Annotated in this window: 15 protein-coding genes; 8 read left to right on the plus strand and 7 right to left on the minus strand. The window is 59.0% G+C overall.

Going from position 1 to position 14,918, the window contains the following annotated elements; all coding sequences use genetic code 11:
• Positions 1 to 21 precede the first annotated feature (21 nt).
• Positions 22 to 1,032 carry a hydrolase gene (locus tag OYW20_RS24690; protein WP_268798473.1) on the plus strand — a complete coding sequence of 337 codons (1,011 nt, stop codon included), beginning with the start codon at positions 22 to 24 and terminating at the stop codon, positions 1,030 to 1,032.
• Between the two features lie 241 nt (positions 1,033 to 1,273).
• Here OYW20_RS24690 and OYW20_RS24695 read toward each other — a convergent pair whose 3' ends face one another.
• From OYW20_RS24695 to OYW20_RS24705, 3 genes are all read right to left on the minus strand, one after another.
• Positions 1,274 to 2,128 carry a sulfurtransferase gene (locus OYW20_RS24695; RefSeq protein ID WP_268798474.1) on the minus strand — a complete coding sequence of 285 codons (855 nt, stop codon included), beginning with the start codon at positions 2,126 to 2,128 and terminating at the stop codon, positions 1,274 to 1,276.
• A gap of 62 nt (positions 2,129 to 2,190) precedes the next feature.
• A complete protein-coding gene (locus tag OYW20_RS24700) occupies positions 2,191 to 2,862 on the minus strand; it encodes a TetR/AcrR family transcriptional regulator (protein WP_268798475.1) in 672 nt (223 codons plus the stop codon).
• A 72-nt stretch (positions 2,863 to 2,934) separates the two neighbouring features.
• Positions 2,935 to 4,131: an MFS transporter gene (locus OYW20_RS24705; protein WP_268798476.1), complete on the minus strand. Its 1,197-nt coding sequence runs from the start codon at positions 4,129 to 4,131 to the stop codon at positions 2,935 to 2,937.
• Positions 4,132 to 4,222: 91 nt separating this feature from the next.
• On the opposite strand from OYW20_RS24705, the gene OYW20_RS24710 reads away from it, so the two are divergent.
• The 6 genes from OYW20_RS24710 (at position 4,223) to ggt (ending at position 10,697) form a co-directional block, all read left to right on the plus strand.
• On the plus strand, positions 4,223 to 5,662 hold the full coding sequence (locus OYW20_RS24710) for a coniferyl aldehyde dehydrogenase (protein WP_268798477.1): 1,440 nt from the start codon (positions 4,223 to 4,225) through the stop codon (positions 5,660 to 5,662).
• A 67-nt stretch (positions 5,663 to 5,729) separates the two neighbouring features.
• Positions 5,730 to 6,275, plus strand: coding sequence for a twin-arginine translocation pathway signal protein (locus tag OYW20_RS24715; protein ID WP_268798478.1), 546 nt, complete (start codon positions 5,730 to 5,732; stop codon positions 6,273 to 6,275).
• Between the two features lie 37 nt (positions 6,276 to 6,312).
• A complete protein-coding gene (locus OYW20_RS24720) occupies positions 6,313 to 7,905 on the plus strand; it encodes a GMC family oxidoreductase (protein ID WP_268798479.1) in 1,593 nt (530 codons plus the stop codon).
• Positions 7,906 to 8,028: 123 nt separating this feature from the next.
• Complete coding sequence (gene coaD, locus OYW20_RS24725; protein WP_268798480.1) at positions 8,029 to 8,508, plus strand: pantetheine-phosphate adenylyltransferase; 480 nt, start codon at positions 8,029 to 8,031, stop codon at positions 8,506 to 8,508.
• A gap of 101 nt (positions 8,509 to 8,609) precedes the next feature.
• Positions 8,610 to 8,861 carry a YfhL family 4Fe-4S dicluster ferredoxin gene (locus OYW20_RS24730; protein WP_268798481.1) on the plus strand — a complete coding sequence of 84 codons (252 nt, stop codon included), beginning with the start codon at positions 8,610 to 8,612 and terminating at the stop codon, positions 8,859 to 8,861.
• A 78-nt stretch (positions 8,862 to 8,939) separates the two neighbouring features.
• On the plus strand, positions 8,940 to 10,697 hold the full coding sequence (ggt, locus tag OYW20_RS24735; protein ID WP_268798482.1) for a gamma-glutamyltransferase: 1,758 nt from the start codon (positions 8,940 to 8,942) through the stop codon (positions 10,695 to 10,697).
• Here the strand turns inward: ggt and OYW20_RS24740 are convergent.
• From OYW20_RS24740 to OYW20_RS24750, 3 genes are all read right to left on the minus strand, one after another.
• Positions 10,679 to 11,029: a multidrug transporter gene (locus OYW20_RS24740; RefSeq protein WP_268798483.1), complete on the minus strand. Its 351-nt coding sequence runs from the start codon at positions 11,027 to 11,029 to the stop codon at positions 10,679 to 10,681. The two genes, ggt and OYW20_RS24740, sit on opposite strands and share 19 nt — an antisense overlap.
• Positions 11,030 to 11,142: 113 nt before the next feature.
• A complete protein-coding gene (gene mutM / locus OYW20_RS24745) occupies positions 11,143 to 11,955 on the minus strand; it encodes a bifunctional DNA-formamidopyrimidine glycosylase/DNA-(apurinic or apyrimidinic site) lyase (RefSeq protein WP_268798484.1) in 813 nt (270 codons plus the stop codon).
• Between the two features lie 36 nt (positions 11,956 to 11,991).
• Positions 11,992 to 12,858, minus strand: a complete 867-nt coding sequence (locus OYW20_RS24750; protein ID WP_268798485.1) for an HDOD domain-containing protein — start codon at positions 12,856 to 12,858, stop codon at positions 11,992 to 11,994.
• Positions 12,859 to 13,050: 192 nt separating this feature from the next.
• Between OYW20_RS24750 and OYW20_RS24755 the strand changes: the two genes are divergently transcribed.
• Positions 13,051 to 14,247, plus strand: coding sequence for a class I SAM-dependent rRNA methyltransferase (locus tag OYW20_RS24755; protein WP_268798486.1), 1,197 nt, complete (start codon positions 13,051 to 13,053; stop codon positions 14,245 to 14,247).
• Positions 14,248 to 14,419: 172 nt separating this feature from the next.
• Here OYW20_RS24755 and OYW20_RS24760 read toward each other — a convergent pair whose 3' ends face one another.
• Positions 14,420 to 14,860, minus strand: coding sequence for an REP-associated tyrosine transposase (locus OYW20_RS24760; RefSeq protein WP_268798487.1), 441 nt, complete (start codon positions 14,858 to 14,860; stop codon positions 14,420 to 14,422).
• Positions 14,861 to 14,918: the final 58 nt, after the last annotated feature.

Consider the following 14,918-nt stretch of genomic DNA (forward strand, 5'->3'; position numbering starts at 1 on the left):
GAACCGTCGCCGGAGTTGCACGTGCAGACTTCTCGTCCGCTGTCTTTCAAACCCGCCCTTGGCCTGCGCAACCCTCACCTGCAAACCTTGTGGGGGCCGCTGTGGCGAAAGACCGTTCACCTGGACCGCACGCGCGAGCGGATCTGGCTGGAAGACGGCGATTTTCTGGACATGGACTGGCACGGCCCGCAGGAGGCTGACGCACCTCTGGTGCTGGTGCTGCACGGTCTGACGGGGTCTTCCAACTCGCCCTACGTCGCTGGCTTGCAATACGCCATGGCAAAGCAAGGCTGGGCCAGCGTCGCCCTGAACTGGCGCGGGTGTTCCGGCGAGCCCAACTTACTCCCACGCAGTTATCACTCCGGCGCCAGCGAAGACCTCGCAGCTGTCATTGCCCACCTGCGCGCAGCCCGTCCGCTCGCGCCGCTGTATGCGGTGGGGTATTCACTGGGCGGCAACATTTTGCTCAAGCATCTTGGCGAGTCAGGCCTGGACAGCCAGTTGCACGGGGCTGTCGCCGTGTCGGTGCCGTTTCGTCTGGACGAGTGCGCAGACCGCATCGGGCAAGGGTTTTCCAAGGTTTATCAGCGGCATTTCATGCGTGAGATGGTGGGCTACATCAAGGACAAACAACGGCGCTTTCAACACGAAGGACTGAGCGAGGGGCTTGCGGAACTCGCGGCCTTGGGCTCGCTGGAAAACATGCGCACCTTTTGGGACTTTGACGGACGGGTAACTGCGCCTCTGAACGGGTTCACCGATGCCAACGATTATTATCGACGGGCCTCAAGTCGCTACTTTCTGGGAGATATCCGTACACCGACGCTGCTGATTCAGGCGCTGGATGATCCATTCGTGTTCAAGCACAGCCTGCCCGAGTTGTCGGAGCTCTCGGCCAGCATTCAATTCGATCTGCAACCACACGGCGGCCACGTCGGCTTTGTCGATGGCTCGATCAACAAGCCAACCTACTACCTGGAACGCCGTATCCCGGCGTGGTTGCTGGACGTGCACGGCGCTCGCGGTTTGTAGGTCAGTCAGTAGGCGGTGTTTCAGAGTGATCGAGGTGTCTGGGTTGGGGCCGCTGCGCAGCCCATCGCGGCCTCGCGCTGCTCGTGCGCTCCTACAGGAATTGGCGCGTTCTGATTCTGCCCGAAGGGCGTGGGAGTCCAGCTTGCTGACGATCTGCCGGGCAACGGCAGTAAAACCTGACACCGCGGTGTGTCAGGCTGAACCAAAGCGCCGATTCGGGCCGCTGCGCAGCCAGTCCCCCTTAATCGCCGGTTGCCACTTCGCGCTGGGTATCGGTGATCCATTCGCTCCATGAGCCTGCGTACAAGGCTCCCAGTGGATATCCCGCCAGACACAACGCAAAGAGGTTATGGCAGGCCGTCACCCCGGAACCGCAGTACGCAACCAGATGGTCGGGCGAGCGACCCGCCAGCTTTTCGGCAAAACGCTGCTTGAGCTGCTGCGCCGGCAAAAACCGCCCGTCCGGGCCAAGGTTGTCAGTGAACGCGGCGCATTGAGCGCCCGGAATGTGCCCCGCCACCGGGTCGATCGGCTCAACTTCTCCCCGAAAACGCGCAGGTGCTCGCGCGTCGATCAAGGTCATTTCAGGCTGACCAAGACGTGCCTGAAGCTCATCGGCTGTCAGCACCAGCGATGGATCTGGCTGGCCGCTGAAAAAACCGTGTTTATGTGTCGGCGAATCCAGGCTCAACGGCAAGCCTGCCGCGTGCCAGGCTTTCAAGCCACCGTCGAGGATAAACACGCCATCGCGTTTGCCCAGCCACGCCAACAGCCACCATGCGCGCGCAGCGTAGGCACCGGGGCCGTCGTCATAGAGCACGATGTCACTGTCGCTATTCACGCCCCACGTCTGCAATCGATCAATCAAAACGTCGGCATCAGGCAACGGATGGCGACCGGTCACACCTTTCTTGACAGCGCCACTCAGATCATTGAGCAAATCCGCGTAGCAAGATCCCTCAATGTGTCCCTCCGCATAACTGCGCTGTCCGTAATCCAGATCTTCGAGGGAGGAACGACAATCGAGAATCACCAACCCAGGCTCTTGTTGGCGCTCGGCCAGTTGTGACGGGCTGATCAGTTGCGCGATGGACATGACGGGCTCCTGCAGGCAATAAAAAGAGGATCAAGCGTTTGATATGAACACATAGACAAGCTTCAGTCCGCATCCTCCAGTGACTGGGTCAGTGGAACGTAAAATTCTTCACACAGCGAGGTGACCGCGCTGCGTGCCTGCGGTGTGACGTAGGCCATTTCCAGGACCAGCACCTGGTACACGCCGCGGCGGATGGCGTCTTCACTCAAATAAGCAGCGTTCTCGCGCATCGTGCAGAGAAACCGCACCCAGGACGTCAGGATGATCCACGCATTGAGCGTCAGAGATTCAATCTGCACGTTGTCCATGGCAAGGATTCCCGCCTCGACGAACCCCCCGTAAATGGCCGTTGCCTGAATCAGGCAGTGCTGGGAAAAACGCCGGTAGCGCGCAGCAAGTTCCGGGTCGGTTTCGAGCAGATGCTCAAGATCTCGGTGCAGAAAACGGTAGCGCCACATGCAATCGAGGATCGCCATGAGGTAATGCCGCTTGTCTTCGACGGTTGGCAGGCGACCTTTGGGCGGGTGCAAAAAGCTGTCCACCCGCTGCTCATATTCAGTGAACAGCTCGGCGATGATCGCCTGCTTGTTGGGGAAGTGGTAATAGAGATTACCCGGCGAAATCTCCATGTGCGCCGCGATATGGTTAGTGCTGACACTGCGCTCGCCCTGCTGATTGAACAGCTCAAGGCTGTTCTGCACGATGCGCTCACGGGTTTTGATGCGTGGGGCCATGTTCAGCTCGAATGTCCAGATGTAACAGGGGATGCCAGATCTTAACGCAAGCATTCAGCCCGGGTGCAGCCTTCAAGAATCGGCAGCCGAGGCGACAGTTGTTTTGAACATCCGTGTGGCCGCCGCTCCGATCACGCAGGTCAGCAACAGCAAGCCGAGGATTACGCCGCGCGGCCCTGCCGAGGTCGCCAGTAATCCGACCAGTAACCCGGCGAGTGGCTGGGAGAGGTTGTTAAGCAAGGTAATCACGCCCACCGTTTTGCCAAAATCACGCACCGGAATCACTCGCTGACGAATGCTGCGGATGTAGATATTGAACATCTTGTCGAAACCGACAATCAGCAAAAAACCACCCACATAACCTCTCGACCCTGGGCTTGTCGCGCATATCAGCGCGCCCAGCGCGATCAACGAATACGAGGCAGCGCCCAGCAGCCTCAAGGGCAACTCCACTTTCGCCAGCACGAACAAGATAACGATGGTGACAAGGGCCCCGCCCGCCTGAAGCCCGGCGAAGTAGTCCTTGGTTTCGCCAAAGGAACCGATCACCATGGCAGCCGAGGTCGCCAGCGTCACACCCACTATCAGGTTCACGCCGAACGCCAAGGTGATGATTTTTTGCAATTCGGGCGTCGACGCGATATGCCCGAATGCGATTTTCAGTGGAGTGATCCAGATGTCCGTTTGCTCCTCGGCGCGCGGCACCGTGATTACGGCGTGACGCTTCCAGACCCACATCGCCAGATCGGCCAGCAAAAAGAGCGCAGCGGCCCCCATCACTGCCTCATGCCATGCGAAAACCTCAAGCAGCAGTGCCGCCAGCAACGGCCCGATAACCAGCCCTGCCTGATCGGCAATTTGCGAGTACGACAGCGTTTTGGCGTAGCGGTACTGCGCGAACACCTGCGGCATCAGCACTTCACGCGCCATCACGCCTTGGGTCGTCAGCACGCCACACACCGCCGACAAAATGACCAGCCAGTAAATGCCATCGAACGCGGCATACAAGAGCACGGCCACGACGCAGGACACCGCACGATAAGCCTGACTGATGTGCAGGACTTTGATCGGTGAAAACCGGTCGCACAGCGCGCCGCAAAAAGGGAAAGCCAGAAAACGCGGCAGCGTCTCGACAAAGAATGCCAACCCGGCCCATGACGCACTGCCGGTGGCCTGGAAGACAATCAACGGCACGAGGAACAACAGAATCTGATCGGCCAGTCGGGACAGAAACAGCGAGAAGAAGAACGCCAGGTAATCCGTGCGCATCGAGACTCCATGTCTTCCGCGAAGGTAGGATGTTGACTTTGTAGAGCATTGACTCTAGAAAAGTCCTAAAACTCTAAAAGGAACCGCCAAGATGCCTGCCGAGTCCGTGCCGTTGCAAGCGTCAGATCGTCCAGACCTTCAGCACAGCTCACTGGAGCAGGCATTTGCCGATCAACGTCGGGCCTTCGCGGCCAATCCGATGCCAACGGCGGAGCAACGCCTTCAATGGCTGAAGACGCTTCGTACGCTGCTCAGCAACGAGCGACAGGCATTGATCGACGCCATCAGCAGCGACTTCAGTCATCGCAGCGCCGATGAAACCCTGCTCGCCGAGCTGATGCCCAGCTTGCACAACATTCATTACGCCTGTCGTCATCTGAAAAAGTGGATGAAACCATCACGGCGCACAGTCGGGCTGGCCTTTCAGCCTGCGTCGGCGAAGGTCATGTATCAGCCAGTGGGTGTTGTCGGGGTGATCGTGCCGTGGAATTACCCGCTGTTCCTCGCCATCGGGCCGCTGGTGGGTGCGCTGTCCGCTGGCAACCGGGTAATGCTCAAGCTCAGCGAGTCCACGCCAGCAACGGGACACGTGATCAAGCGGCTCTTTGCCACGGTGTTTCCGCAGGATTTGGTCAGCGTTGTGCTGGGCGAAGCGGAGGTCGGCATGGCGTTCTCGCGATTGCCGTTTGATCATTTATTGTTCACCGGCGCCACCAGCATCGGCCGGCATGTGATGCGGGCTGCGGCAGAAAACCTGACGCCGGTCACACTGGAGCTGGGTGGCAAATCTCCCGCAATCATTGCTCGCGATGTGCCGCTCAAGGACGCCGCAGAACGGATCGCTTTTGGGAAAACGCTCAACGCCGGTCAAACCTGCGTAGCCCCTGATTACGTCCTGGTGCCCCGAGACCGTGTGGAGGGATTCGTTGAGGCCTATCGACAGGCGGTCAGCGGGTTTTATCCGACGCTCGCTGACAATCCGGACTACACCGCGATCATCAATCCAAGGCAGATGGCCAGGCTTGACAGTTACCTCGCCGATGCCAGCGACAAAGGTGCGAAGGTTATTTCGCTGTTCGGTCAGGGCCAAGGCAGGCGGATGCCGTTCAGCCTGCTGCTCGACGTTAGCGACGACATGATTGTCATGCAGGACGAAATCTTCGGACCGCTGCTGCCCGTCGTGCCTTACGACCGTATCGAAGAGGCGTTCGACTACATCAATCAACGCCCTCGCCCCCTGGCGCTTTACTACTTCGGCTACGACAAAGCCGAGCAGCAGCGCGTGCTGGAGCAGACCCATTCCGGCGGAGCGTGTCTTAACGACACGCTGTTGCACGTCGCCCAAGACGACTTGCCGTTCGGCGGCATCGGCGCCTCAGGAATGGGCCATTACCATGGACATGAAGGCTTTTTGACGTTCAGCAAAGCGAAAGGCGTGTTCATCAAGCAACGCTTCAACGCCGCACGGCTGATCTATCCTCCTTACGGGAAGGCCATTCAGAAGTTGATCTACAAACTGTTCATCCGATAACGAATCGGCACCATGTGCAGGAGCGCGCTCCTGTAATGGTTCGGCAATGACAATAAAGATAAAAACCATGATCGACCCACTGCCTCAAACCCCAGACATTTCGCGCCGGGGCGTGCTGAAAATTGGCGCCTGTGCCGGCGCCTTTCTCAGCACCGCTGGCGTCACGGCGAGCCTGAGTGGTTGCTCAAGCAGCACCCCAGCCAATGGCTTCAGCGTGCTGCGCGACAGCGACCTGCCATTTTTAAGGGCGCTTATCCCGGTCATGCTTGAAGGCAGCCTGTCGGGCACGTCATCCCAAGACGCTACCGAAGCGACGTTGCGCAGCGCCGATGACGCCCTTGCCCACCTGTCGCCGGAAATGTTCAAGCTGACGCAGCAATTGTTCGACGTGTTGGCCCTGACAATTACGCGCGGGCCGCTGACCGGTATTTGGGGCCGCTGGCAAAACGCTGATGCGACGGATATTCAGCACTTCCTGGACCGCTGGGAAAACAGCTCCATCAAACTGTTACGCATGGGCCACAGCGCCTTGCTGCAACTGATCATGATGGCGTGGTACAGCGGCCCGGCGTCGTGGGCGCATTGCGGCTACCCAGGCCCGCCAAAAGTCTGAGCGGCGGACGTTATTCATAACAAGCAGCCGAGGTTTTATGCCGGTTCCCGATATCTTCCGTGAAGGCCTTGCCAGGGGCTGGAAGACCTACGACGGCTCAAGGCTCGATGACGACCTGACGCTGGAGGCAGACGTGGTCGTCATCGGCAGTGGCGCGGGCGGCGGCACCACAGCGCAAATCCTCAGCGCAGCCGGGCTCAAGGTGCTGATCGTCGAGGAGGGGCCACTGAAAACCAGCACCGACTTCACGATGCTGGAGGATCAGGCCTACTCCACCCTCTATCAGGAAGGCATCGGCCGCATGAGCAAGGACGGCGCGATTACTGTATTGCAGGGCCGGGCGGTGGGCGGGACGACCTTGATCAATTGGACGTCGAGCTTTCGCACACCCGCGCAAACCCTGATGCACTGGGCCGATGCGCACGGTGTCAAAGGGCATAGCCCCGCGGAGATGGCACCCTGGTTCGAAAAAATGGAGAAGCGCCTGGGCGTCGCCCCCTGGATCATGCCGCCGAACGCCAACAATGACGTCATTCGCAAGGGCTGCGAAGCACTGGGATACAGCTGGAAAGTGATCCCGCGCAACGTGCGCGGTTGCTGGAACCTGGGGTACTGCGGCATGGGCTGTCCGACCAACGCGAAGCAGTCGATGCTGGTCACGACAATCCCCGCGACGCTGGAAAACGGCGGCGAGCTGCTGTATCTGGCCCGCGCCGACACGCTGATCATTGAGAATGGCAAAGTCTCAGGGGTGGAATGCCTGGGCATGGACGACCGGTGCGTAGCGCCAAACGGAAGAAAGATCACGGTCAAGGCCCGCCACACAGTGCTGGCCGGGGGTGGCATCAACAGCCCCGCCCTGCTGATGCGCTCGCAGGCGCCTGACCCCAATCAAAGACTGGGCAAACGCACATTTCTGCACCTGACGAGCTTTTCGACCGGGCAGTTCGATGAGGTGATCAATCCGTTCTACGGGGCGCCGCAATCGGTTTATTCCGATCATTTCCAGTGGATCGACGGCACCGACGGCCCAATGGCTTACAAGCTGGAAGTCCCGCCCCTGCAACCCTCGCTCGCCAGTACGTTGTTGGGCGGTTTGGGTCAGGAGAATGCCGACCGCATGGCCCAACTTCCCCATACACACATGATGCTGGCCCTGTTACGCGACGGTTTTCACCCGGAGAGCGTCGGCGGCAGCGTGCAATTGCGCAACGACCGGACGCCGGTGCTGGATTACGAGGTGTCTTCCTACGCGTGGGATGGCATCCATCGGGCATTTCACAGCATGGCTGAAATACAGTTTGCCGGCGGAGCCAAACGCGTAATGCCCGTGCACGCCGACGCCCGGCCCTCGAAGACACTGGCTGAGTCACGCGCGATGATTGACCGGTTGAGCATGCAGATTTTCCGCACCCGCCTGGGCAGCGCTCACGTGATGGGCGGCTGCGCGATGGGGGAGGATCCGGCACTAGCCGTCGCGGACAGTCTGGGGCGGCATCACCAGTTGGAAAATCTGTCGATCCATGACGGCTCGTTATTCCCGACCAGCATTGGCGCCAATCCACAGTTGTCGGTGTACGGTCTGAGCGCTCAATTGACGGCGGCGCTGGCGGCCCGACTCAAGGTTTGATGGCTGCCAACGTCGATCCAGGCGTCGCCCGCACACGGTTTGCGGCCTGACTCTCCGTCTTTCACGACAGAGTCTGCTGATATACCATCCAGATCCCCAACGAACTCCGACCAGGACGACGCGATGAACCGAGTGTTGTATCCAGGCACCTTCGACCCGATCACCAAGGGCCACGGCGACCTGGTCGAACGCGCCTCGCGCCTGTTCGATCAAGTGGTCATTGCCGTGGCAGCCAGCCCCAAGAAAAGCCCGTTGTTTACTCTCGAAGAGCGCGTGGAACTGGCGCGTGAAGTGACTAAGCACTTGCCCAATGTCGAGGTGGTTGGCTTCTCCACACTGCTCGCGCATTTTGCCAAGGAACAGAACGCCAATGTGCTGTTGCGGGGGCTGCGAGCGGTTTCTGACTTCGAATACGAGTTCCAGCTGGCGAACATGAATCGTCAATTGGCCCCGGACGTCGAAAGTCTTTTTCTCACCCCCTCAGAACGCTATTCATTCATTTCATCTACGCTGGTCAGGGAAATCGCAGCGTTAGGCGGTGACATCAGCAAATTCGTCCACCCGGCCGTCGGGCAAGCCCTCAACGAGAAGTTCAAACGCTAAGGGCATTGCGTCGAAGCCTGGGTGCATCTGGAACGCTAATACGGCACAATTCGTCGCATTAGTTTTCATATGCCCCGGCATCGACCGTGGCAGGAGTATCCATGTCCCTGATCATCACCGACGATTGCATCAATTGCGACGTCTGCGAACCCGAGTGCCCGAACGAGGCTATTTCTCAAGGGGAGGAGATCTACGTGATCAATCCGAACCTGTGCACCGAATGTGTCGGTCACTACGACGAGCCTCAGTGCCAGCAGGTGTGCCCCGTAGACTGCATTCCTCTCGATGAGAACCACGTGGAGAGCAAAGAACAATTGATGGCAAAGTACGAGATCATCACAACCAAGGCTTGATCAAGGCTCCCCATCGGCATCCGCGCTTTCGCCGAAGACACTGGCAGTACTGCCTTTATCGACTTAAGCGAGAGACGCATGACCTTGAATCTCCAGCAGACTCCTTTTTTGGTGGGTGCATGGCTGTTGACGTTTGCCCTGTCGTCAGCCCAAGCCACCCCTGACCATCCCGACACAGCCTCCATCGCCACCGCACACCCGCAAGCGACCGCCGCTGGTCGAGAAGTCATGATTGCGGGTGGCAACGCGTTCGACGCCGCCATCGCCATCAGCGCGGTACTGGGCGTTGTCGAACCCTACGCCTCGGGGCTCGGTGGCGGCGGCTTCTTTCTGCTGCGCCAGGCCGGTGAGCCCACCCAGTACCAATTTCTGGACGCACGCGAAAAAGCCCCGCTCAAAGCCACGTCAGCGTTGTACCTGCGCCACGGCATCGTGCAGCCTGACTTGTCGTTAAACGGCCCGCTGGCTGCCGCAATACCCGGCATACCCGCAGCCTTGGTCGAGCTGGCCGAACACTACGGCAGACTGCCACTCACCGTATCCCTCGCCCCGGCGATCCGTATCGCTCACCAGGGCTTCGCCGTCGACGAGATTTACCGGGAGCGCGCAAGTTGGCGGCTGTTTGCCTTGCGCAACAACAAAGAAAGCGCGCGGCTGTTCTTGCGCAACAACAACGTACCGGCGCTGGGCGACATCATTCAACAGCCCGAACTCGCGGCAACGCTGGATCGCCTGGCAGACAGGGGGCGCGCAGGCTTCTATAACGGCTTGACGGCGCAGGCGATGGTCGAGGGAGTTCGTGACGGGGGCGGCGTCTGGAGCTTTCATGATTTCGAGCAGTACGAGGTGGTCACCCGCCAGCCTTTGCGCTTTTTGATGGCTGATAAGCGCGAGCTGATTACCGCTCCGCCGCCGTCCGCAGGTGGCGTCACGCTGGCTCAGAGCCTGTTCATGCTGCAACAGTTGCCATGGCGAGAATCGGGAAAGGTAGACCGCGCGCATTACGTCATTGAAGTGCTGCGCCGCGCCTATCGTGATCGGGGCCTGTTTGGTGATCCTGACTTTGTCCCCAACCCGATCGCTCAGGTAATGGCGCCCAACTATCTGATGCAGCATGTCACCCGTATAGATCCGCGTATGGCGACGCCTAATGAAGCCCTGCCACCTGCACCGAGGTGGCGCGAAGGCGATAACACGACGCACTTTGCCGTGCTCGACAGCGAAGGCAATGCGGTTGCGGCAACGCTGTCGGTCAATCTTCCATTCGGTTCGGCCTTCACCGTGCCGGGCACGGGTGTGCTGCTCAATGACCAGATGGACGACTTCGCGATTGACCCGGGCCGTGGCACCCAAAACAGCAAAAGGCCTGAGCTTGTGAGCAGCCCGCCCAATTCACTTCTGCCGGGTAAGCGTCCGCTGTCGAGCATGAGCCCCAGCTTCATCGAAAGCCCCCAAGCCTTCGCCGCCTTTGGCACAACGGGCGGTAGCCGTGTTCCCAGCGCGGTGCTGCTGTCGATGCTGCAGTATCTGGATGAGCAACCGGTGGTCAATTGGACAGCGACCGCCCGCTACCACCATCAGTACCTGCCCAATGTGGTGGACTACGAGCCGGGGGCGTTTACGAGCGATGAGTTGGCCGATCTGCAGGCGCGCGGTTATCGGCTGAATGAAATGAAGCAACCCTACGGGGATCAGCAAGTGTTGTTCTGGAACAAAAACAATGCCAGCACCCAAGCCGCAAGTGATCCCAGAGGGATAGGGGTTTCAATGGTGTTTCGACCCGATACCCCGCTGCGCCAGGTGAAGACGTGCGCGGATCATTCCTGCCTGCCGTAGCCCTCGCCGGTGCAGCCAAGACAGCGGACGAAAGCAGACCTTGCAGGATCGACCACCAGCGCCTGCCCGGTTCGACCAATGCCACCGCCCGCAGCGGTGAATGGAAGCGCGATCACAAATAAACCGGCGCCGACCACTGTCGCAACCACCAGCAACGGCCGCGCTATCACCAGGTCTGCAATCATCGCAAAAGCGGGCGGGTTCTGGATTTGATACACCGGATCACCACTACCGGTGGCTTCGGTCTGGGTCTGGTACTGGGCAAACGCCGGGGTCACTTGCAACCCGAAGCACAACGCCAGACTGGCAGCGAGAGTACGAAACGGGCTCATGGCGTGATCCTTCAGGCTCGGCGGTGGGTGATGTTGCTCACTATAAACGGGGGCAGGGGTTGCGCAAGGGCAGAACGCCGCAAGACTCCAACAGGTTTTTGCGGCGATCAACATTACTTCTGGCATTTTGGACAAAAAACACTCGCCCGCTGACCCAGCTTGACCTCGCGCAGCTCCGTGCCACACACCTTGCACGGCTGAGCGCCGCGCCCATAGGCAAATAATTCCTGCTGGAAATAACCCGGCTGGCCGTCGCCCCCAATGAAGTCGCGCAATGTCGTACCGCCACGCTCAATGGCGGCCGCCAGGATGCGTTTTATCTCAATGGCTAGCCTGACGTAGCGAGCTTTGGAAATGCTCTTGGCCTCCCGTCTTGGATCAATTCCTGCCGCGAACAAGGCCTCGGTCGCATAAATATTGCCGACGCCGACCACCACCGCGTTGTCCATGATGAACGGCTTGACCGCCATTGATCGCGCACGTGAAAGCTCGTACAAGCGCAATCCGTCGAACAGGTCCGTCAGCGGTTCAGGGCCAAGGCGAATCAGCAGCTCGTGGTTATGAGGGTCCAGGCTCCACAACATCGAACCAAATCGTCGCGGGTCGGTGTAACGCAGCGCCAGGCCGGACTCCAGTTCGATGTCCACATGCTCATGCTTGAGCGCCGGTAGCCCGGCCTCCACCAGCCGCAAATTGCCCGACATACCCAAATGGCTGATCAACGTGCCGACCTCTGCCTGGATCAGCAAATATTTGGCGCGCCGCTCGACCACCACGATTTTCTGCCCGGACAGGCGCACATCCAGGTCTTCGGGAATAGGCCAGCGCAGACGCCGATCACGCACGATGACCCGGCTCACGCGCTGGCCTTCCAGATGGGGCGCAATGCCGCGCCGGGTAGTTTCGACTTCAGGTAATTCAGGCATGGTCGGCTCGGTGGGGACGCGAACGGGAAGGCAGGATCAATGCGCGCTCAGCTCGCGAATGCTTTCTTTGAGATTTTCGAAGTCGTAATCGGACAAGCCGGCATAGTCCAGCACCAGATGACCGATGCTGTCCCACTCGTGATCGACCGCCTGATTGCCCAGCACCTGATGGGACGCACAAATGTGTTCAGCCATCTTCAGGATGCCCAGCAGATTTTTAAGCGGCGCGTTACGACCTGATTGATCCTGGAAAATCGCCAGCGCGTTGTGGTGGTTGGCAATCGCGTTAGTCACATATTCCGGCAAACGCCAGGACTTGGCAGTGAAATAGCCGACAACGGCGTGGTTGGTATTGAGCAAACGGTTTTCGGTGTCCACGACGCGGCTTTCCGGGCCTGCATTGGCGTACGCTTCTTCGAGTACATCCATGTAATCCGGGAAGCGCTTGAGCATCAGGGGAATGCCGCAGTCGTGAAATAAGCCCAATGCGTAGGATTCGTCCACCGTTTGCGAGCCGATACGTTTGGCCAGCGTCAGACTGGTCATCGCTACGTCTTGAGCGCTGTCCCAGAAACGGTTCAGGACAACGATGGTTTCATCGCTCATCTCGCCCTTGATCGACTGGGCGTTGATCAGGTTGATGACGGACCGGCTGCCCAACAGGTTAACCGCCCGCTGGATAGAGGCGATCTTGTTGGTGAGGCCGTAATGGGACGAGTTAACGATTTTAAGCAGAGCGCCGGAAAGTCCGGGATCTTGAGAAATCAAGCGCGCAATGACCCCCAGGTCAGGGTCAGGCATGTACTGCTCCATCTGCAGATCCACCATGATCTGCGGCTGAGGCGGAACACTGATCTCTTGCAGCACCTGCTGGATCTGCTCGGACGTTAACTCTTGGGACATAAGTGCACACTCAAGGACAAGAGACGATTCTAACCTCTACGGGCACATCTTCGACAACCGCTCAAGGACAACGTTGAGACTTCTTGCAGGCCTTGTTCAGGTCAACCGACCACTAGCCGTTTAATTCCGATGATCGCGCTCGTGAGCCGGAATCCCGCGCTATAATCCCGCTCTTTTTTCAGGAGCGACGTCATGTCCCTGCCTAGCTTGCGCCTCAAAGCCAACGCCGATCGTCGCCTGCGCGCCGGTCACCTGTGGATATACAGCAACGAAATCGACGTTGCCGCCACCCCGCTCAACGGCTTTGCTCCAGGCGCGCAGGCCATACTGGAAGCCGCAGGCGGCAAGCCTTTGGGCATCGTCGCCATGAGTCCCAACAACCTGATCTGTGCGCGCTTATTGTCACGCGACGTCAAGCTGCCGCTGGACAAGTCGTTGCTGGTGCATCGCCTGAACGTCGCCCTTTCCTTGCGTGATCGCCTGTTCGACAAGCCTTTCTACCGCTTGGTCTTCGGCGATTCGGACCTGTTGCCGGGGTTGGTGGTTGACCGTTTTGGCGACATTCTGGTCGTGCAACTGGCCTCCGCTACCATGGAAGCGCACAAGGATGACGTGCTGGCGGCATTGATTCAGGTGATCAAGCCGAGCGGCATTTTGCTGAAAAATGATTCGGCGGCACGTGATGCTGAAGGCCTCAACCGCTACGTCGAAACCGCGTTCGGCCTGGTACCGGAGTGGGTCGCGCTTGAGGAAAACGGCGTGAAATTCGAAGCGCCGGTCATGGAAGGTCAGAAGACTGGCTGGTTCTACGATCACCGCATGAACCGCGCACGCCTGGCACCGTACGTCAAAGGCAAACGCGTGCTGGATCTGTTCAGCTACATCGGCGGCTGGGGCGTGCAGGCTGCGGCATTTGGCGCCGCAGACGTGACCTGTGTCGATGCGTCGTCTTTTGCACTGGACGGCGTTGAGCGCAACGCAGCACTGAACGGCTTCACAGACAAGGTCGCGTGCATTGAAGGTGACGTGTTCGAAGCGCTGAAGGAGCTGAAAGCCGGCGAAGAGCGTTTCGACGTGATCGTGGCCGACCCGCCTGCCTTCATCAAGCGTAAGAAGGACATGAAGAACGGTGAAGGCGCCTACCGCCGCCTGAACGAGCAAGCCATGCGCCTGCTCAGCAAAGACGGCATCCTGGTCAGCGCATCGTGCTCCATGCACTTGCCCGAGGACGATCTGCAAAACATCCTTCTCACCAGCGCACGCCACCTGGACCGCAACATTCAGCTGCTCGAACGCGGCGGCCAGGGCCCCGATCATCCGGTGCATCCAGCGATTGCCGAAACGCGCTACATCAAGAGCATTACGTGCCGGTTGTTGCCGAATAGTTAAGACCCCGGCGCTCGAACGAACGCCATCGCGGGAAAACGCGCGCCTAAAATTGATCGCCATTAACACTACGGTCAACTACCAACGCGTAACCCGCTGATCGTATTCCGATGGTGCAACGCGCTCTTTTGTAGGAGCGCGCTTGCCCGCGAAATGTTTATAGCCGCACCGCGTCTCACAGTGGGTAGTCTCCAATTCTCTTAACTAATCCGGCTCTCAACGGATTGGCTACGATATAACGCGCAATACTTTGAAGATCTTCTTCACGCCTCACCGCTCTGTCGTGATAGCCCTTTTGCCAAACCTTCGCCGGCGCTTGCATAGCTCTCATGATTGAAAGGGCACTCCCTGCCTTAACTTTGCGCATCAAAGTTCCAAGGCTCTCTGCCTTCAACTCAACGAGCCAATGGAAATGATCTGGCATGACAACCCAAGCCAGGGTGTTGGCCCTCCCTTCCTGTTGAGCAATCTGAAATTGTTTGACCACAAAACGGCCAACTTGGCAGTCGGCAAAAAGCGGTCGTCGCCCTTGGACTACAGATGTCAGCAAATAAATCTGGCCCGCCCCGGAGTAACGCCCTTTACGTAAAGCTTCGCCTCGCTGAGTTGCTGGCATTCCATTGGCCTCCCTGATCCGCTCAGGAAGCAGATTAGTGGACGCGCCACAGTCGATC

Source organism: Pseudomonas sp. BSw22131 (genome assembly GCF_026810445.1).
In the GTDB taxonomy this organism is placed as follows: Bacteria; Pseudomonadota; Gammaproteobacteria; order Pseudomonadales; family Pseudomonadaceae; genus Aquipseudomonas; species Aquipseudomonas huanghezhanensis.